We start from the raw sequence: 20,061 nt of genomic DNA on the forward strand, positions 1-20,061 counted from the left end.
AGCCTACTGATGAAAGAAACTCTTGTAATTCACAACCTCAGCCACCACTATGGCAAAAAGAAGGCATTGGACGACGTCTCCCTCGCCATCGGCAAGGGCATGTACGGGTTACTGGGGCGAAACGGCGCCGGCAAAACGACCTTGATGAAACACATCGCCACCCTGCTCCCCGTCAAATCCGGAACCATCGAGCTCATGGGCGCGCCCCTCAAGGGCGATGCCGCCTCGCGCGAACAAATCGGCTATCTGCCTCAAACGTTTTCTATGTACGCGTCGATGACTGCCTACGAGGCGCTGGACTACCTCGCCGTACTGTCGGGACTGGATGCCGCCACTCGAAAGAAACGGATTCCCCACGTCCTCGAACAAGTCAACCTCACCCAAAGCCGCCATGTAAAAGTCAAGGCGATGTCCGGCGGTATGAAGCGGCGACTGGGCATTGCACAAGCCATTTTACACGACCCGAAAGTCATCGTCGTCGACGAACCGACGGCAGGCCTCGACCCCGAAGAGCGGGTTCGTCTTAAGAGCCTTCTGGCAACGCTGTCTAAGGACAAAATCGTCTTGCTGTCGACACATATCGCCAGCGATATTGAAGCCATCTGCGACCACGTCGGCATCTTAGATGCCGGTCAATTGATTTTTGACGGCGCACTAACCGCCCTTATCGCCGAGGCACAAGACAAACTGTATAAATTTGATATCCCGTTTTCAGAGCGCGAAGCGTTTTCTCAAAAGCACCGAATCCTCTCTATGACCCCCACAGAAACGGGGTTAACCGCTCGCTTTGTCTCAGAGACACATCCTTTTAAAGGGGCACTTCCCGTCACCCCGACTGTTGAAGACGCCTATTTGTACAAACTGATGACAGCAGGAGGTGCTTATGTCCCTGTATATTAAAGAGCTGAAAACCATCGGAAAAAGTCTGACCTACTGGGTTTTCGTCGTCGTATTGGCACTGAGCATCTTCACACAGCTCGACGGCGAGAGCGTCCTCACAGCCCCTGTCGAGGGGTCCGGCAGCTACGGTGAACTTCCCAGCGACGCCGAAGCCGACATCATTAGGAACGGCATCGAACGCCTCTTTATCGAGTCGTACTACAACAGTTTTTCAACCTACCCACTTGGAGTTTACAAGGAAGTAACGCTACCTGAGGAAGCGCTGAGTGAAATGCACGCCTACATTGAATCGGTTACCGGTATGCCCTACGCCGAGATTAAAGCGCTCCACGCCGAAAACGCCTCTACACAAAGGCCGTTTGCCTTATCGTTTGAGGCCCAAACCACGCTGCCGCTCTACTTTGCTCAAATGAACGCCTTTGATACCGCCCTAGGCGGCGGTTCCTATTACAGTACCGATGCCTTAAAAATTTTCAGCACCCGACCGCGCACCTATGAAGAAGCGTACAAAGATTACAGCGATACACTTGAGCACGACCGAGTAACCGGCAGCTACGCTCGTCTGTTTTCAGACTACATGGGCATCTTTCTCGCCATCTTTCCCGTCTTTATCGTCGTCACTGTGGCGCTGAGAGATGGGCGACACAAAGCCCAATCGGTTGTTTTTTCAAGGGCCTCTTCTTCTGTGAAAATTATTTTCTCAAGGTACTTTGCCATTGTGACCCTCTGCTACCTCGCCACTTTGGTGCTGTCGATTATCCCCACAGTAGAAAGCGTCTATCAGGCGCAAATTCTCGAGGTTCAACCCGACTATCTGGCCTTTTTTAAATACTGCACCGGTTGGCTTTTGCCCACCATCTTGTTCGTCGTGGCCTTCGGCTACTGCCTTACGATGCTTTTGGGAGCCATTCCGGCCATTTTAGGTCAATTGTTGCTTTACTACATTGCGCTTAACGCCAGTGGCGGCGTCTTGGTGGGCTATGTTGGCCGCAGCCTCATTCCGCGATTTAACGCACTGGGACAGTACGCCGTTTTTGAAGGCATGTACAGCCAACTGGTCGTCAACCGACTGCTCTACACGGCACTTGCCCTGGCCTTTCTTCTGTTAACAGTGGCCGCTTATGAGATAAAGCGAAAGGGGGTTCTCGGCCATGTGGCGTTATTTAAGCATCGGAAACAGTCACTTTAAGCACGTTCTGATTCGCTACCTCGCCGCCGCATGTCTCTATTGCCTGTGTTTACCGGTGCTTGTACACACTCAGAACCTCGGGGCGACAGACGTCGCCAAGGTCTTAGAAGTTTACGCCCTGTGGGTGGGACCCCTTATTATGGTTTCTGTATACACCCCTGAACTCGATAGCGCTATCGACGAGGTGGTATCGACGAAACGAACCGCTCGGTACACCGTCTACGGCATTCGGCTCCTTCAGAGCGCTGTAGCAATGGCCGTTGTACTCGCCTTGTTTTTGCTCTATCTCCGCTACAAAGGGAACCACTTTGACTTCGCGCTGATTTTTACAGGGGCATTTACCACAGCGACTTTCTTAGGGGCCATCGCCATGACGACACTCCAGTTTACGCGTCAACTCCCCACGGCTTTTATGGTGGCCACAGGGTACTACTTGCTCAATTTCGGTGCAGGGGCAAAATACCTCGGCGATCTCTACCTTTTCAGTATGTCCAAAGGCCATTTTGAGCCCAAGTTAGTCATGGGCGCAGCCACTGCGGTTTTAATCGCCGTTGCGTTTTCAAGGAAATCGTTTGGCACTTTTTACAATTACATTACAAAATAGCTGTTATATTAAAAAAAGAGATGATGCATATGAACAATTTGTCATCTCTTTTTTGGTGCGTTTAGGTTATACTAGTGAACTGTACCGTCTAAAAATAGCCTCTGTTTTAAGCAAAAGGCACTATGGCGGAAATGTTACACACCGCCGCTGACGACCAACAGCGCGGGGGACTTATCTTTGGGAGGATCTTCATGTCATCATCTAATCGCAAACGCCTTGAGGCCTTGGATGTCACTCGAGGCATTGCCATTTTAGCCGTTGTCCTAATACATACGACAGCGCCGTCTGTTGCCCTACACGCACCGGGTACAGCTTCTTTTAACGCCATCTACACCCTCAATCGACTGCTTCAGTTCGCTGTGCCGTTGTTCATTATGATCAGCGCCATTGTGGCCACCTACGCCGCGGAGGACATTCATTGGCCCACTTTTTACAATAAAAAGTGGTTGCGAATTGCAGTGCCCTACCTCGTGTGGTCGCTGATTTACATCGTCAAAAACCTGTTGACGCGTCCAAATTATATAGAAAAACTCACAAACGTCGGCGATTTGGCTTTTATCTTTTTAATGGGTAAAGCCCACCCGCACCTTTACTACCTGTCGGTTCTCATGCAGTTTTTCATCTGCTTTCCCTTAATTCTCATGTGGGTGCGCAGAACGCGCCTCACACCGTTACAGTGGACAGCTGTCGCAGCTTTGCTTCAAATCGGCATCTACTGGCTCAACCGGTTGGTAATTTACGAGCATTTTAAATACCCCGCCAGCCTGTACATCTGGTATTTGTTTATCAGTTTAATTGGCGCTTACATCGGCCATCACTACGAGGCCCTCAAGGTGCGCTGGCACGACTACAAACGGGGCATTATCTCGTTGGCCGTCACCAGCGGTGCACTGAACCTAGCCCTGCTGTTCCGATTTACCTATACGGGAGAAATGAACACTTTTTATCAGCTGATGGTTTGGTATGTATTTGTGACAACCGCTTCGCTCTGCATCATCGCACTGTCTGAAAAAATACATCAAAATTTGAAGCCACTTTCAAACGGTCTCAGCGTCATCGGCACTTACGCGTTTGGCATCTACTTGGTTCACCCGCTGATTTTAATGGTGGCCTTCAGAGCCAGACGCTTCTTACAGCTACCGCTGAAACCTTCTGTGGTGCTGTGTATTTTCGCAGGAACGGTTTTCCTCGCCCTTGGACATGCATGTGCGACGACCCACTCGTCTCTCGGACCGACTGTGGGTGCAAAAAAGGGGACGGTTCTTTTGTACCGGAAAACACTATAATTTACCATTTTTGAACCCAATAAAGCAGGTGTCCCGCATCGCAAAGGCCTTTTGTCGACAGCGGTTCACCTGCTTTTCTCATTGCGCCGAAGTTTCCCTCGCCGCGTTTGCCCGGTGTATGCACCAAAGGCCTGCGATGTGGGGCGTGACGTCTGTACTTGCGGCAGAGTCGGTTCTCTAAAACGGCGTGTTTAGAGGCCTTCACACCTGCTTTTGGTTGCATTTCATTTCCATATTTTAGGATATTTCGACACAAAAGAACCGTCCCTTTAAAGAGGGGCTATCGCATTTGTGTTGCTTTTTCCGGTTTTCTAAGGAGCTCGCCCAATGTGCGTTGTCGCACTCTCGAGGCGTCAAATCCCGTCCATTTAAACATCAAATCGAGTACTTTTCCACCTAGAAGTGCCAGTACAACTGTGCCGACGCCAAAGGGGCCGCCGAGCAAGAGGCCAAGTGCTGTAACGGTGATTTCAATGGCCACTTTTACCACGACAACCGGCTTGCCCGTTATTTTCATAATCAGTAGCATCAGACCGTCTCTCGGACCTGCGCCGAGACCACAGCTCATATAAACAGCCATGCCGTACGATAAAACGAACAGACCGACGATACTGAAGAGTATTTGTGAAAGCAGGCCGTGTGGCGTCGGTACCAACTGTGTCGCCTCCAATAAATCTATAAAAAATCCAACGAATAAAATGTCACAAATTGTGCCGAGACCTGGGTAAGATTTCATAAAGAACATCCCGATGATAATGACGATGCCAATCAGCTGACTCCAAACGCCAAATGAGATGCCCGTCGCATTTGTCAGTCCGGCATTTAGTGTGCCCCAAGGGAACAAACCGATGTTGGCGTGAATCATAATCACAGTGCCCAGTGCCGCTAAAAAAAGGCCAAAAATAAGTTTGCTCAATAAGAAGTAAGTCCTTCTACTCGTAAGTGTTTTTTTCATTTTTCTTCACACTGAACCTTTCTTGTATTGCTAAGTCAATTCGATTATAATGACATTGAAGCCATAAGTAAAATGAATGTTTTTAATGGCCATCATGAAAAAATTTCATCCATTCGAGGTACATATGAAATACCGAATTTTCAAGCAAATTATGACCAGCGGCAACTTCACGAAAGCCGCTGAAGCACTGAATATGACACAGTCTGCGGTGAGCCACGCCGTCAGTGCTTTAGAGAGGGAAATCGGCTTTACACTCTTTGTGAGAACTAAGCAGGGTATTCGCCTCACAGAAGACGGCAAACAGTTGTGGCATCACGTCGAAACTCTCGTCGCTGCCGAAGACCGTCTTTACAACCAAATTCACGCCATGAACCGACTGGAGATGGGCACGCTGCGCGTCGGCAGTTTTACCAGTGTGTCGTCACGTTTTCTCCCCAAGATTTTAAAGGCCTACGACGCCAGATACCCCGACGTCCAAGTTGAAATTTTCGATGCAGATTACGACCGCATTATGGAAAAGCTTCATCAGGGTCGCATCGACGTCGGTTTTCTCATAGAAGATTACATCAAAAAAGAGCACCACTCATTGCCGTGCTTTAAAGACGAAATGGTCGTCGTCGTTCCTTACGACATGGATCTCAGCCAAATCGACGACATTGCTCTCAAAGATGTTGAAAAGTATCCGTTTATTATGCCGGACAACAATCAGGATGTGTATTTAAAGCAGCTTTTGGCAGAAAATCACGTCCTGCCTAGAATAAAGTACAAGTTTCAGCTGATGAGCACTGTTTTCGCCATGGTGGAGGCCGGTCTCGGCATTACCATTGTGCCGGATTCGACGCTGCTCAAAACCAATTACAACGTGGACTTGATTTCGCTCGATCCCCCTGTTTACCGAAACATCCACATTGTCGCCAACAAGACACAGATGCATTCCCCTGTCGTCAAATCTTTTTTTGAAGTGGCCAAAAGTATAAAATAATTTAATGGCGGTATGTATTGACACGTGACAACTTCTTGTTGTAAACTAGACGAGAATTAAATAGTGGATGATGATTGATTGGAGAAAAGTGGGCAAATGCCCATGCACCGTAGGAGAAAGAAAAGCGACAGGCCCAAGAGCGCTTTTTGAAGCTTTCAGGTTATTTACAACAATCGGACACAGCTCTGGAGAGCGTCATTCAGTTGACCATCGAAGAAGCAAGCTGCGCAGGCAGTGAATCTTTCAGATAAAAGGACAGAGTATAATCGGCATTCTTTGTGTTGCCCATTATACCTATGTCCTTTTTTTAGTGTCATGATTTATGGAGGGGGATTTATGGAGATTGTAAAAGGAATGGGACTTTTGTTTTTGACATTGGGGATATTCTCCCTGTTTAGCCTCAAGGCACCCAAGGGGCAGAAAGCCATGTCGGGTCTTGCCAATGCGGCAATTGCCACTTTTCTTGTGGAGGCGATTCACAAATACATCAGCGGCGACTTTTTAAGCAGTGCCTTCTTGGGCGAAGTGGGCACTGTGGCCGGCAATATGGGCGGTGTAGCGGCGGCTGCACTGACCATGCTTCAAATGGGCGTTTCCCCTGTTCTCGCCGTAACGGCAGGCGTCGCCGTCGGGGGATACGGTATTTTGCCGGGGTTTATCGCAGGGTATAGCCTAGGACTCTTGGCGCCGAAGCTTGAAAAATACTTGCCGGAAGGCCTCGACATCATACTCAGCGCCCTGTTAATCGCACCTATGGCACGGGGCATCGCCTTTGCCACCACGCCAATAGTCGATTCAACACTGGCCAATATCGGCGGCACCATTACCATTGCAGCCAGTCAGTCGCCTTATCTGATGGGGCTTCTTCTCGGGGGCATTATGAAAGTTATGTGCACATCGCCGTTGAGTTCCATGGCGTTGACGGCGATGCTCGGTCTCACAGGACTGCCTATGGGCATTGCGGCGATCGCCACTGTCGGCGGCTCTTTTACCAACGGCATCTTGTTCCACCGATTGAAGTTCGGCACCGGCGGCAAAGTGGTTGCCGTCATGTTGGAACCGCTGACACAAGCGGATATCGTTACGCAGAACGCCATCCCCATCTACACGTCGAACTTTATGGGCGGTGCCCTTGCCGGCCTTTCTGCGGCATTCTTCGGCATTGTCAACAACGCCCCTGGTACGGCGTCACCGATTCCGGGTCTACTGGCACCTTTCGCTTTTAACCCGCCGCTACAGGTGATGTTGGCTGTTGGATTTGCCATAGCAGGTGGCACTTTAGCCGGACTCGTCGGCTCCGCTTTCTTTAAAACACGCAAAAAAACGCAACCTTTAACTGCTTAACAATAGCGTCCCCCGGGGGCGCAAAAAAAACAGCCTGACATCTTTAAAATGTCGGGCTGTTTTTTGTGTGATTTATTCAGCAACTGAAGCGTCCCTATGGACGATTTCACCGTCTATGAGGGTGTACAGCGCATGGGCTTGCAGGTCAAACGGGTGTCTGTCCCAGATGACGAGGTCTGCATCTTTTCCGGCCTCGAGGCTGCCGATGCGCTCATCCAGTCCTAGGATTTCCGCCGCGGTGATGGTAATGGCCTTTAGTGCCGTTTCCTCATCGAGCCCTGCTTTGTGCGCCAGTGCCGCACACATCGGAAGGGACTGAAGCGGAATAACCGGGCTGTCTGTCATGATGGCAAACTTCACACCTGCTTCGTGGAGAACTCTCGGCGTGTCGAACGATTTATTGGTCAGCTCGAACTTGCTCTTGTTTCCAAACGTCGGTCCCACCACCGCAGGGTAGCCTTCCTTTGCCAAGTGCTCGGCGATAAGATGCCCTTCTGTACAGTGTTCAAGGGTCAATTTTACGCCGAACTCTTTTGCAATTCGAATGGCTGTAAAGATGTCATCTGCACGGTGTGCATGCGCTTTAAGCGGCATTTCACCGTGTACAACAGGCAACAGCGCCTCAAGTTTCATATCAAAAGCAGGCATCTTGGAGACGTCTCCCGCCGCCGCTTTAATCTTTTTATTGTACTCAAACGCCTTAAACAGCATCTCTCTCAGGCAAGCCGCCGTACCGAGACGCGTCGACGGCATCGATTTTTTAGCGTTGTAAACGCGTTTGGGATTTTCTCCAAAAGCACATTTCATCGCCAGTTCTTTGGTGACGACCATATCGTCGACGCGGTTGCCTTTGAGTTTTAATACGGTAAATGTGCCGCCGATGACATTGGCGCTCCCCGGCCCTGCGGCAGCAGTTGTCACCCCACCTGTCAGCGCTAAAGCAAACGCTTCGTCCATTGGGTTGATGGCGTCGATTGCTCTTAAATGCGGTGTTACAGGGTCGGTCATCTCATTGCCGTCATCGCCTTCGAAGCCTATGCCCTCTTCAAAGAGGCCGACGTGGCAATGTGCGTCGATAAATCCCGGGAAGACAAACTTGCCGTCGGCGTCGATAACCTGAGCCCCTTCAGGCGCTGTTAAATCCGTGCCGATTGCTTGAATGGTCTTGCCGTCAATGAGCACGCTACCACCTGGCACAATCCCCTGTGTGATGGTATAAAGCGTTGCATTTTGAATCAGTAACATAATACCCCTCCTAGCTATTATTTCGATACTCTAAAGAAATTATAGCATATTTAGGATAAGACCGCGTTTATTTTTCGATATTTTTCATAGAAAGTGCAATTTTTCCGCGTTTGTAATCGACGTTTAAAATGCGTACTGTAACGGGATCGCCCACAGAAACCACTTCCATCGGATTTTTGACAAATCTGTTGGAGAGCTCCGATATATGGACGAGGCCGTCTTGTTTGACGCCGATGTCCACAAAGGCGCCGAAGTCGACGACATTTCGCACGGTCCCCGGTAAAATCATGCCTTCTTCGAGGTCTTCCATCTTTAAGATATCGCTTCTAAAAATCGGTTTCGGCATTTCTTCACGTGGGTCTCGGCCGGGCTTTTTCAGTTCTTCAACGATGTCTTGTAACGTCAATTTGCCGATGTCCATTGCGTCGGCCAACTTGCCGATGCCGCCAAAGGCGCGCACGCGCTCATCGATGTCTGAAAAACCACTTTGCCCCATGGCGTCAATGGCGTAGTCCAAGGCCGCCAACAACGCTTCTGTTACCCCATAGGATTCGGGGTGAACGGCAGTGTTGTCCAGAGGATGCGCACCGTCTGCAATCCTGAGGAAGCCGGCACATTGTTCAAAGACTTTGTCGCCGAGGCGCTTGACTTTCAACAGCTCTTTTCGCGTCTTGAATTTGCCTTTTTCATCGCGGTACGCCACGATATTTTTTGATACGGTGGCCGAAAGACCTGCGACGTAATTGAGCAGCGACGGCGTCGCCGTGTTCAAGTCGACACCGACGTTGTTAACACAGTCTTCGACGACGTTGCCCAGTTGTTCTGTGAGGCGTTTTTGATTGACGTCGTGTTGGTACTGACCGACGCCGATGCTCTTCGGATCGATTTTAACGAGCTCAGCCAGTGGGTCCTGTAAACGGCGCCCAATTGAAATCGCCCCTCTTATGGAGACGTCGATGTCCGGGTACTCTTCTGTGGCCAGTTTGGAAGCAGAGTACACTGAGGCGCCCGCTTCGCTGACGATGGTGTAGTACACTTCTCGGTCCAATGTGGCGAGCAGTTCTGCCACAAGCGCCTCGGTTTCCCTTGAAGCGGTGCCGTTGCCAATTGGAACGACGTCGATATCGTATTTTTCTATAAGCCCTTTTAACACCTCTTTTGACGCCGCCACTTGATGCTGCGGTGCATTGGGGTAAATGGTCTTGTAGTCGAGCAGTTTGCCAGTTTCGTCGAGTACCGCCAACTTACAGCCGGTGCGGTAGCTCGGGTCGATGGCGAGAACGCGCATCCCTTTTACAGGTGGGACGAGCAACAGCGCTTTCGTATTTTTCCCGAAGACTTTGATGGCCTCTTCTTCTGCCCGCTCTGTGAGGGTGCTGCGCACTTCGCGCTCAATAGACGGAGAGATGAGGCGCTTATAGCTGTCCTCAACGGCTTCGATGAGATAAACAGACGCTTCGTCAGAGGTGTTGCGCACCGTTTTGCGCATGAGCCACTGAACGTTGTTATCATCAGGTGCCACCACTTTGACTTTCAGATGTTTTTCCTTCTCGCCACGATTTAGCGCTAAGATTCTATGATTGGCCACTTTAGACAGCGACTCTTCAAAATCGTAGTACATTTCGTAATTGGTTTCTGCACTTTCATCTGTGGCTTTAGAAGTCAACTTGCCCGCTTTAAACGTTTGGCTGCGCATATGGGCTCTGTATGCCGGCGTGTCCGACAGGCGCTCGGCGATGATATCCTTCGCCCCTTGAAGCGCGTCTTCCACAGTGTCCACCTCTTTTGACGGGTCCACAAAGGTGCTCGCTTTTTTGAGAAGTGCCGCTTTGTCCAGCACTTGAAGCATCATGGCGTCGGCAAGGGGCTCGAGACCTCTTGCCACAGCTTTAGAAGCACGGGTGCTCTTTTTCTGTTTAAACGGTCTGTAGAGGTCTTCGACTTTTTGAAGAACAGTGGCACTCACGATGTCCTGTTTAAGCGGTTCTGTAAGTTTCCCCTGTTCTTCGATGATTCGGAGAACTTCTTCTTTTCGCACTTCGAGTTGTCGCAGGTACTTTAGTCGGTCGTCAAATTGTCTTAGGACGTCATCGCTGATGCCACCTGTAGCTTCTTTTCTATACCGGGCAATAAACGGAATGGTGTTGCCTTCGTCGATGAGACCGAGAGTGGCCTCGACTTGTTTCTTCGTCAGTTGAAGCTCTTTAGAGAGCTGGTCGATTAACAATGCGTTTTGTGTTTCCATGCACGTCTCCTTATCTCATATCCTTTAAATAACTGTCGATGAACAAATCGATGTCCCCATCCATAACCGATTGAACATTGCCCGTTTCCGCTTCTGTTCGATGGTCTTTAACCATGTTGTACGGGTGAAACACATACGATCGGATTTGAGACCCCCACGAAATTTGTGAATAGTCGCCGGCGAGGTCTTCGATTTTTTCTTTTTTCTCACGTTCTTTGAGTTCGACGAGCTTTGCCGTGAGCATTTTCATCGCCGTGGTGCGGTTGGCAATCTGCGAGCGCTCGTTTTGACAAGCCACGACGATGCCTGTGGGCACATGGGTAATCCGCACAGCGGAATCGGTGGTATTGACGTGCTGACCACCTGCACCTGAGGCCCTGAACGTGTCAATTTTAAGGTCTGAGGGGTTGATGTCGATTTCGTAATCGTCGTCCAGTTCTGGCATGACATCCACCGACGCAAAGGACGTGTGCCGTTTGCCCGACGAATCGAAAGGCGATATTCGAACGATTCGGTGGACGCCTTTTTCGGATTTTAGGAACCCGTAGGCATTGAGACCTTCCACTAAAAGCGAAACACTCTTTATGCCGCCCTCTGTATCGTTTTGAAAATCGAGTACTTTAACGCCATACGCTTTGTCGTCGCACCAGCGCCTGTACATGCGCATGAGCATCTCCGCCCAATCCTGCGCATCGGTACCGCCGGATCCCGCGTGAATAGACAAAATGGCGTTGTTGGCATCGAACTCGCCTGTTAGAAGCGTTTCTAAACGCATTTTTTCGTAGCTGGCCAGCAACATCTCGTAACTCTCTTCCACGTCTTTTTCAAGTGAGGCATCGCCTTCTTCAAGTGCCATTTCACAGAGGCCTTCGAGATCTTCCGCTTGGTTGTAGAGCGCTGCGTAGCGTTCGAGTTTAACAGTGAGTTCTTTCTGTTTTTTCAGCATGCCCTGGGCCTTGTCGTTGTCGTCCCAGAAATCCGGTGCCGTCATTTTCATTTCGAGTTCTTCTAAAAGCTGCTTGACGCGAGCTAAGTCAAAGTGACACCTCGAGCTCAGCGATGTCCGCCTTTAGTTTTTTGATTTCTCTTTGGTGCTTCTCAAGAAGCAACATGTGCATCACCCTTTCTTTTTGGTTTTATCTAATGAAGAACAGAGCCTTCTGCTCTGATACTTGTTAAACATTTCTTGCATGCGAAAAGCCTTTCGGCGCAAAGCCCCGTATGTTTTGTGACCTCGTAGCGTTCACAAAACGACCTCACGGGTTGCCGTGAGGTCGATGTTTTAACGCCTTTATTGCTCTGTTCCTACGTCTCTACCGTGGCACTTTTTATACTTTTTACCGCTGCCACATGGACAAGGGTCGTTTCTGCCGACTTTTTTATCGGATTTAAACGTCTTGACAGCCGGTTTTTCACCGCCGCCTGACGTCCCCGTCACCACGGCCACGCTCTTGCGTTCCGCTTCCGTTTGAACCGTAACGTGGAAGAGCGCTTTTACCGTCTCCGTTTGAATGTTGGCAATCATCTCTTCAAACATGTCAAAGCCTTCAAACTTGTAAGCCGCCACTGGGTCTTGCTGCCCGACGGCGCGCAGGCCGATCCCCTGCTTCAAGTCGTCCATTGCATCAATGTGATCAATCCAGTGGGAATCGACGACTCTGAGGAGAATTGCCCGCTCCAGTTCGCGCATTCTGTCTGAACCGATTTCCGCTTCTTTTTGCTCGTAGAGTGCCTTGCCCGTTTCGAGAATCCTTTCCTTTAGCGACGCTTCTGTTAAAGTCGTCACGTCGTCGATGTGAATCGACCCATGCGGCAAGAATATTTCGTGAAGATGCGCCCAGAGCCCTTCGAGGTTCCACTCTTCAGGGTACTTGTAGCCCTCTGTAAACATCGGTATGCTGTTGTCAACGACTTTTTCCATCATGCCCTGTACAAAAGACTTGATATCTTCGCCGTGCAACACCTTGTTGCGCTGAGAGTAGATGATTTCACGTTGCTTGTTCATAACATCGTCGTACTGCAACACGTGTTTACGAATGGAGAAGTTTCTGCCCTCAACGCGTTTTTGAGCGTTTTCAATGGACTTCGTCAGCATCTTGTTCTCAAGCTCCATATCCTCTTCAAATCCGAGGGAGTTGACGATGGATTTTGCCCGTTCGCTGACGAACAGACGCATGAGGTCGTCTTCAAAGGAAATGTAGAATTGAGAAGACCCCACGTCCCCTTGACGACCGGAACGGCCGCGCAGCTGATTGTCAATACGTCTCGACTCGTGTCTCTCAGTACCGATGATGTGTAAACCGCCGGCCTCTTTAACGCGCGCCGCCTCTTCATCGGCAACGGCTTTGTATTCTCTTAAGAGGCCTTCGTAAACTGAATGCGCCTCTTGAACTTCCGGATCATCGGGAAGTGTCGGACTGGACATCATCTGAATGACGGCCTCTGAGTACCCTTTTTTCACCATATCGCGTTTGGCTAAGAACTCCGGATTCCCGCCTAGCACGATATCCGTACCACGACCTGCCATATTGGTGGCGATGGTCACGGCGCCAAATCGACCTGCCTGTGCGACGATTTCCGCTTCGCGCTCATGTTGCTTGGCGTTGAGGACTTCGTGTTTGATGCCCATTCTCGTCAGCATCTTGCTGAGGAACTCAGAAGTCTCGATGCTGATGGTCCCTACGAGAATCGGTTGGCCCTTTTCATGGCGCGTTTCTATATCGCGCATAACCGCCTTAAACTTGCCTTCGAGGCTCTTGTAAATGGCGTCTTCCAAATCCTGTCGTGCAATTGGACGGTTCGTCGGCACAATGACGACGTCCATGTTGTAGATATGTCTAAACTCGTCTTCTTCCGTCTTTGCCGTACCGGTCATCCCTGCGATTTTTTGGTACATTCTAAAGTAGTTTTGAAGGGTGATGGTGGCGAGAGTTTGAGACTCCTTGCGCACTTCGATGCCTTCTTTGGCTTCAATGGCCTGGTGCAAGCCGTTGGAATAGCGACGACCGTTCATCAAACGGCCTGTAAACTCGTCGACGATGACGACTTCGCCGTCTTTGACGATGTAATCGACGTCTTTTTTCATCAAAAAGTTGGCGCGTATCGCCTGATTGATGTGGTGGGAAATCTCAATGTTTTGAGGATCACTGAGGTTCTCCACACTAAAATAGGTCTCGGCTTTTTTAACGCCGTTTTTCTCTTCACTGCCCTCTTCCACTTCGCCGAACTTGTCCACGACAATACCGTCTGTAAGGGAGATGCTCTTGGCTTTTTCATCGATTTTTACGTCGGTGGCTTTATCGAGGGTCTTGGCAAACAGGTTGGCGATGCGGTACAAGTCCGTCGACTTGGCGCTTTCACCGGATATAATCAACGGGGTACGCGCTTCGTCAATGAGGATACTGTCGACCTCATCGACAATGGCAAAGTTTAAAGGGCGCTGAACCAAGCGCTCTTGGCGCATCGCCATGTTGTCGCGTAAGTAATCGAAGCCGAACTCGTTGTTGGTTCCGTACGTAATGTCTGCGCGGTAGGCATTCTTTCTGTTCTGCCCTTCGACGCCGTGAACGACACAGCCCACTGTCAAACCTAAGAACTCGAAAATTCTTCCCATCCACTCTTTGTCACGCTGAGCGAGGTAGTCGTTGACTGTGACGATGTGTACGCCTTTGCCCTCCAGGGCGTTGAGATACGCCGGTAGCGTCGCCGCAAGGGTCTTACCTTCACCAGTCTTCATCTCCGCTATACGACCTTGGTGCATAACGATGCCGCCCATGAGCTGAACGGGATACGCGCGCATGCCGAGGACGCGTCTTCCCGCTTCTCTAGCGACGGCAAAAGCATCGGTTAATATATCGTCCAGCGTCTCTCCGGCGGCGAGTCGCCCTTTGAGCACCTCTGTTTGCGCCTTTAAAGAGTCGTCGTCCATTTGTTCGTACTTTGGCTCAAGTGCTTCTATTTGTTCTACGGTTTTGGCGAGTTTTTTAACTTCTTTTGCGTTGATGTCGCCAAACAAAAATTTCAGTAGGCTCATAAACCGTCATCCTTTCTACACTGAAAAGTGTCTTTATCTTCTCTATTATAACATATCTGTGTCCCAATAAATTCAAACTTTTTATGAACCGTTTTTTAAGGTTTTCGTTTGATTGTAACGGTTTCCGCCTCATTGAGTACCGATTCGCCCGGTTCTCACGGCACCTTACGCGCCTATCCCCCAAAACAGACGCCGTCAAAAAAAATAAAAAAGGCGCCTGTCCAGACACCTTAAAACTTTGACTTGTAAGAAAATTGTACCATCGACCCGCGCATTCGCGTGCTCTGTAGACGCATTTCATTTTGTATCAGCAGACAAATCCCAATGGAGACGACGATGTCGCCGATGCTGATAACTTTCGCCAGTGGGTAAAAACTCGGCAGCGGCACCACTTTTCCGAGGTATTGAAAAACCCCTTGAACGGAAGCCACATCGATGTAGTTCACCACGGTGCCATCTAGCACAGACTCTGCAAAAGAACTGTACCCGAGCAGTCGCATGTGCTCGATATCAATTGGCATTCTGCCGCCGTAAACGGCCATGACGATGAGATTGAGGAGCGTCCCTATAAAAATCAGCTTCATGCCACGCCGCTGAATGTTGAGCAGTACAATAAATAAAATCAACACCATGGCGACAAAAGACAACCACTGCATATGTTTAAAGCCGATGTTCATAAAATACAAGGCATAGGGAATCACATAGACTAAAAAGGCCACAAAAGCCAGTGTCCATCCCTTAAACCTCGACGCATTGAAATACATCAAGCGCCCATTTCTGGCAATGCCGATGATGAATCCTAACAACAACGCTTCTAAATACATACAGGCTCCTATCACGTACTTGATTTCACACACCTTCATGGTCATTCTAACACAATTGGCCCTCAAAGAAAAGAGGGCGTGTATTAAAATACACCCCCTCTGTTGCAGTCGACTTTCATAGACGCCGTCGACTAAAGACGCTCTAAACTTTAAATTTCATAATCAGGCTCTGTAAGTTCTCAGAGAGTTCTGCCAGCCGTTCACTGGAACCTGCAATCTCTTCAATAGAGGCAGTTTGTTCCTCAATGGAAGCGGTCACTTCTTCAGTAGAGGCAGAGTATTCTTGCGAAATGCCGGTAATCTCTCTTAAAATGCGCGTGATACAGTTCTTGAGCGCCACCATGTCCTCGCTGGAATCGTTGAGTGCGCCCAGTGAAGCCATCGACTGTGTAATCGCCGCATTGATTTCGTTGTATTTGCACTTAGACGCCTCGATGCTCTCTTCCTGCTCCGCAATAACCGCAAGCAGGTCACCCATAATGCGAACCGAGTCGTCGGCATTTTTTCTAAGCTCTGCCACGACGTCGTCAATTGTACGGGTCGATGCCGTCGATTCCTCCGCCAACTTCCGTATTTCCTCAGCGACAACGGCAAACCCTCGACCGGCTTCCCCGGCTCTCGCCGCTTCAATAGCCGCATTGAGTGCCAACAGATTCGTTTGGTCGGCAATAGAGGCGATAACCTGACTCGCCTGTTCAATTTTCAGCGTGCTGAGATTGGTCTCTTCAATGCCCGACTGCACCTTCGTCGTAGCAACACCCGTCTTCGCAGACGCCTCCGAAAGGCGTTCAACAGTCTGAATGCCCTCTTCGATTAAAGTGCCGACGCGCTGGGAGACCCCGTTTAAGTTCCCGAGGTCGCTTTGATCCTGCTGAACCGCTTCCTCTAAATGCAAGCCCTTTGAACAGCCCTCTTCCGAAATCCGAGACTGCTCCTGTGCCCCATGTGCAATGTCTTCAATAGCTTTTGAAATCTCCTCTGCGGAAACAGAAGATTGGATGGCCGCACTGGACAGCTCTTCTGAAGCACTGGTCACTTGTTCAGAGGAATGCCTGATTTCTGCAATCATCTCTCTCAGCTTATCCACAATGGTTTGCATCGAACGTGCGAGAACGCCGATTTCATCTTTCTTTCCTAGGTATTTTTCCGGCACATCGTGTGTGATATCAAGTGTTGCAATAACCCCAGCGACTTTTGAAACCGCTAAAATAGGGGTCACAATGCTCCGAGCGACAACGTAGACGAGCAATGAGCCGACCACCAACTGTACCACGACGAGAACCAACACATTGTTTCGCATCCCCGGTATTCTGGCGTAAACTTCATCTTCGTCAGCCGTAATAATCAGCGACCAGTTGGTACCTTTTACCGGCTCAAACGTTGCAATTAAATCATTTTCATTATAATGGTACTGGTAATAGCCCGTGCCCTTCGCTTGTACTTCTGCTGCCAAATCGGCCACCGGTTGAAGTGCAGGGGTTTCCTTGGCGACTTCTATCGGATTAAAAGCGATTTCGACATTTTCGCGTTTTGGATGCGCCACAGTGTCCCCTTTATCGTTGAACATGTAAGCGTAACCATTCTCACCATACCCCAATTTGTCAGTAATTTCGGAGAGCATTAAACCGTCGCGTCGGGCAATCAAAACACCTTTCATGGAGGTTCCCTGTTTAATCGGTGCGACGATAAAAATCTCTGGCTTTCCCGTAATGCGGCTCATGAGCACATCAGAGGTTGTCGTTTCACCATCTAATGCTTTCTGAAAGTATGCTCTGTCGCCCACTTCAACTGTAGAGCCGTCTGTAAATGTCCCCTTTCCCTTTAAGTCAAGTACCCCAAAGTCAATAAAGGGCGTGTAGGCCAATTGTGTTCTCAGTACGGATTTTTGATTGGCCCATTTCATGGATTTGATTTCATTTTGACTGGCGATAAGTTCAAGTGCGAGTTTTTCTTTTTCGAGTTCAGCTTCTACAACCCTAACGGCTTCCTTGGTTTGCCCCGTCATCCCTTCAATTGCCTGTTCGCGCACTTCTGATACTGCCATATAAAAAGAAGCGAGCGTTACCCAAAGCAAACTGACTGTCATAAGAGAAACGAAGTAAACAATCATTTTCTTCTTTAAGCTTTTCAATGTTTCCTCCCGTTTTAGTGTTTTTCCCCAACCGAACTCATTATAACTTATCAGATTATTCATTACAACAGTATTATCAAATTACAACTAATAATCATAGAAAAACTACAATAATTTTCAATTTCAGCTCAAAAAAACAAGACAATAAGGGGGGGACGGTTCTTTTGTGTCGATTGACGCATGCCGTCATCTCTTCATCCGCAATATTCAACCGTTCCGACTTTGAACCCCGCCGCCCTCCGCTATAGGCTGTACATCATACAACCGCCTCCATCGCCACCACTCTAAGAAAGTCACTAAATTGGCCAATCCCCTGCAACAGCAGGATCGACAGTCTCGACACACTTTAATAATTGTAAAATTTTAGTGGAATAGGGCACAAAAGAACCGTCCCCAAAATATCAAAAAAATGTTGCCGCTCACTTTTCTACAGTGAGCAGCAACATTTCTGATACGTCTACATATACCCCAGTGCATCGAGCAGTCTAAAGATAACGATTGCCGCTTCTGCACGTGAAGCTTCTCCCGACGGAACAAACGAACCGTCAATACCTTTAATTAGACCGGCTTCAGTAGCTTTTGCCACATAGGCCTTGGAAGTCTCTGAAAGCGCACCTGCATCTGAAAATTGTTCCAGTGCCTTTTGTGCATCTTCTACAGACACATCTGATTTGAGACCGAGGGCTTTGACCAACATAACGGCCATGTCCTCTCTCGAAATAACATCCACCGGCTTAAAAGCACCTTCATTTTCGATAATGCCATATTGAGCCGCTGTTTTGAGTTCATCGGTATACCATTTACCGTCGATGTCCGTAAGGTCGACAGCACCGTCCGCTTCTTCTAGCTGAAGCGCACGCACCAATGTTGCGACGAACTCACTGCGCGTAATCTTGCGCTTGTCGTCAAAGTGTGCTTCATCGACGCCTTTGAAAATTTCTCTCGAAACGAGAGCACCGATTTCATCATATGCCCAATGGGCTTCTTTGAGGTCGTTAAATGCATTTTCAAACTCATTGACACTGTAGACACCGAGGTCATCGACTTCGACCTCTACAACAGGTGCCAACCCATCGAGTTTCCCCCCGACGAACTCGTAAACACCGGTGTCTGGGTTCAGTTTTTTAACGACGAGCGATTTTTTGTTCTTAACACTGGAAGCATCAAATCTAAACTTGAGCACGAGTTTTTTTCCAAGGCCCACTTCCGCGTCTGTTCCGTCTTCAAACGCTTTGACTTCAAACACATCGCCTTTGTTGCCGATTCTGTTTACAGACAGTGTAACGCTTTTGCCGCTTTCTAGGTCAAACGCCTCCGGCGAAATTAATACTTCGAGTTTGTCTGAAACGAGGTAGATGTCTTTGCCCGCTTCTGAAGCAGCTGCCAATATATCCGAAGGAATGGATAAATCGATTGCCTTGGGATTGGATTCCGGAATTTTAAGTTCAATGCGTTTCATAGACGCCATGGATTTTTTAAAGATTTCTGCATCGAGTTTTACTTTGACGCTGGCATCACCGGAACGGTTGCTTTTGATTTCGACCTCAGCACCGCTTAACGGCACGCCTTCATCGGTTAAGAGTTCGAAAACTTCTGTATTGCCACCACCTGGTGTCGGAATCGGTGCCGGTACTGGGGGTGGTGTTGAGCCGCCACCTGCCGGTGGTGGCGTCGTATTCTTCTGAGTTACTGTAAAGGCTTGTGTTAATTGTTCGCCCATAATGTCGACACGCACTTCATATTTTCCCTTAAACTGCGTCTTGTGTTTAATGAGCACACGCCCGTTTGTATCGGTGTATCTCTGCTCGACAGCAGATACTTTTTCACCATTTTCATAGAGCGAAAAGAGCACCTCAGCATGTGGCGCAGGTGCACCGTTTTCTGTGACGAACACTTCTATATCAAGCACTTCATCTACTTTTAAAGTCGATTGACTGAGTGAAAGTGTCGCCGAAAGTGTGTTGATTGACACGCCGCTGTGATACGTACCATTGACATAAAAACTGTACTCGCCACTGCTCATGGTCGACGGCAACTTGGTGTTGGTCGCAGATTGAAAAGAGCCGTCGGCGTCTGCCGTCTCTTGGCCGACAAAAACTTTCTCGCCTTTTGGAGACTCTAAATAGTAGGATACCGTCCCATAGGGAGACGCCAATTTACCGTTGACAAAGATGCTGTCGCCGGGCTTATAAGTTGTTTGATTGAGCGCTATTCTCTCTACAGCGGCGTTGTTGGCGGCTAATGGCATGATGGAACCGATGATCAAAACTGCGAGCATCAGTATGGATACTGTCTTTTTCATTAATTGAGCCCTCCTCCATTT

The 20,061-nt window shown here is 49.1% G+C and carries 15 protein-coding genes and 1 riboswitch; of the genes, 6 read left to right on the forward strand and 9 right to left on the reverse strand.

The window, feature by feature from the left end:
- Positions 1–9: 9 nt before the first annotated feature.
- The 4 genes from ACR6HW_RS09560 (at position 10) to ACR6HW_RS09575 (ending at position 3,979) form a co-directional block, all read left to right on the forward strand.
- On the forward strand, positions 10–900 hold the full coding sequence (locus tag ACR6HW_RS09560; RefSeq protein WP_455727504.1) for an ABC transporter ATP-binding protein: 891 nt from the start codon (positions 10–12) through the stop codon (positions 898–900).
- Positions 884–2,089 carry a hypothetical protein gene (locus tag ACR6HW_RS09565; protein ID WP_455727505.1) on the forward strand — a complete coding sequence of 402 codons (1,206 nt, stop codon included), beginning with the start codon at positions 884–886 and terminating at the stop codon, positions 2,087–2,089. Before ACR6HW_RS09560 ends, ACR6HW_RS09565 begins: the two co-directional genes overlap by 17 nt.
- A complete protein-coding gene (locus tag ACR6HW_RS09570; RefSeq protein WP_455727506.1) occupies positions 2,052–2,693 on the forward strand; it encodes a hypothetical protein in 642 nt (213 codons plus the stop codon). Before ACR6HW_RS09565 ends, ACR6HW_RS09570 begins: the two co-directional genes overlap by 38 nt.
- 191 nt (positions 2,694–2,884) lie before the next feature.
- Entirely contained in the window at positions 2,885–3,979 is a 1,095-nt protein-coding gene (locus ACR6HW_RS09575; RefSeq protein WP_455727507.1) for an acyltransferase, read from the forward strand.
- A 1-nt stretch (position 3,980) separates the two neighbouring features.
- On the opposite strand, the gene ACR6HW_RS09580 is transcribed toward ACR6HW_RS09575, so the two are convergent.
- A complete protein-coding gene (locus ACR6HW_RS09580) occupies positions 3,981–4,202 on the reverse strand; it encodes a hypothetical protein (RefSeq protein WP_455727508.1) in 222 nt (73 codons plus the stop codon).
- A 57-nt stretch (positions 4,203–4,259) separates the two neighbouring features.
- Entirely contained in the window at positions 4,260–4,934 is a 675-nt protein-coding gene (locus ACR6HW_RS09585) for a YczE/YyaS/YitT family protein (RefSeq protein WP_455727509.1), read from the reverse strand.
- Between the two features lie 124 nt (positions 4,935–5,058).
- Between ACR6HW_RS09585 and ACR6HW_RS09590 the strand changes: the two genes are divergently transcribed.
- Both ACR6HW_RS09590 and ACR6HW_RS09595 read left to right on the forward strand, forming a co-directional pair.
- Positions 5,059–5,916: a LysR family transcriptional regulator gene (locus ACR6HW_RS09590; protein WP_455727510.1), complete on the forward strand. Its 858-nt coding sequence runs from the start codon at positions 5,059–5,061 to the stop codon at positions 5,914–5,916.
- A gap of 175 nt (positions 5,917–6,091) precedes the next feature.
- A riboswitch (glycine riboswitch) is annotated at positions 6,092–6,185 on the forward strand.
- A 67-nt stretch (positions 6,186–6,252) separates the two neighbouring features.
- Positions 6,253–7,260, forward strand: coding sequence for a PTS sugar transporter subunit IIC (locus ACR6HW_RS09595; RefSeq protein WP_455727511.1), 1,008 nt, complete (start codon positions 6,253–6,255; stop codon positions 7,258–7,260).
- 72 nt (positions 7,261–7,332) lie between these two features.
- Here the strand turns inward: ACR6HW_RS09595 and ACR6HW_RS09600 are convergent, their stop codons facing one another.
- The 7 genes from ACR6HW_RS09600 to ACR6HW_RS09630 all read right to left on the reverse strand — a co-directional run bounded on the left by ACR6HW_RS09600 (position 7,333) and on the right by ACR6HW_RS09630 (position 20,040).
- On the reverse strand, positions 7,333–8,505 hold the full coding sequence (locus ACR6HW_RS09600; protein WP_455727512.1) for an amidohydrolase: 1,173 nt from the start codon (positions 8,503–8,505) through the stop codon (positions 7,333–7,335).
- Positions 8,506–8,572: 67 nt separating this feature from the next.
- Positions 8,573–10,750, reverse strand: coding sequence for a Tex family protein (locus ACR6HW_RS09605; RefSeq protein ID WP_455727513.1), 2,178 nt, complete (start codon positions 10,748–10,750; stop codon positions 8,573–8,575).
- A 10-nt stretch (positions 10,751–10,760) separates the two neighbouring features.
- Positions 10,761–11,862 (reverse strand): peptide chain release factor 2 gene (gene prfB / locus ACR6HW_RS09610; RefSeq protein ID WP_455727514.1). Its coding sequence is split into 2 segments (ribosomal slippage): positions 10,761–11,786 and positions 11,788–11,862, totalling 1,101 coding nucleotides; the frame shifts between segments, so codons are not numbered across the junction.
- A gap of 179 nt (positions 11,863–12,041) precedes the next feature.
- Positions 12,042–14,783 carry a preprotein translocase subunit SecA gene (secA, locus tag ACR6HW_RS09615; RefSeq protein WP_455727515.1) on the reverse strand — a complete coding sequence of 914 codons (2,742 nt, stop codon included), beginning with the start codon at positions 14,781–14,783 and terminating at the stop codon, positions 12,042–12,044.
- 230 nt (positions 14,784–15,013) lie between these two features.
- Entirely contained in the window at positions 15,014–15,607 is a 594-nt protein-coding gene (locus ACR6HW_RS09620; protein WP_455727516.1) for a DUF5317 domain-containing protein, read from the reverse strand.
- A 142-nt stretch (positions 15,608–15,749) separates the two neighbouring features.
- The gene (locus tag ACR6HW_RS09625; protein WP_455727517.1) at positions 15,750–17,693 is read right to left on the reverse strand and encodes a methyl-accepting chemotaxis protein; all 1,944 of its coding nucleotides are present in this window, start codon (positions 17,691–17,693) and stop codon (positions 15,750–15,752) included.
- Positions 17,694–18,195: 502 nt separating this feature from the next.
- Entirely contained in the window at positions 18,196–20,040 is a 1,845-nt protein-coding gene (locus ACR6HW_RS09630) for an S-layer homology domain-containing protein (protein ID WP_455727518.1), read from the reverse strand.
- Between the last annotated feature and the right edge of the window lie 21 nt (positions 20,041–20,061).

Source organism: Fusibacter sp. JL298sf-3 (assembly GCF_053842995.1).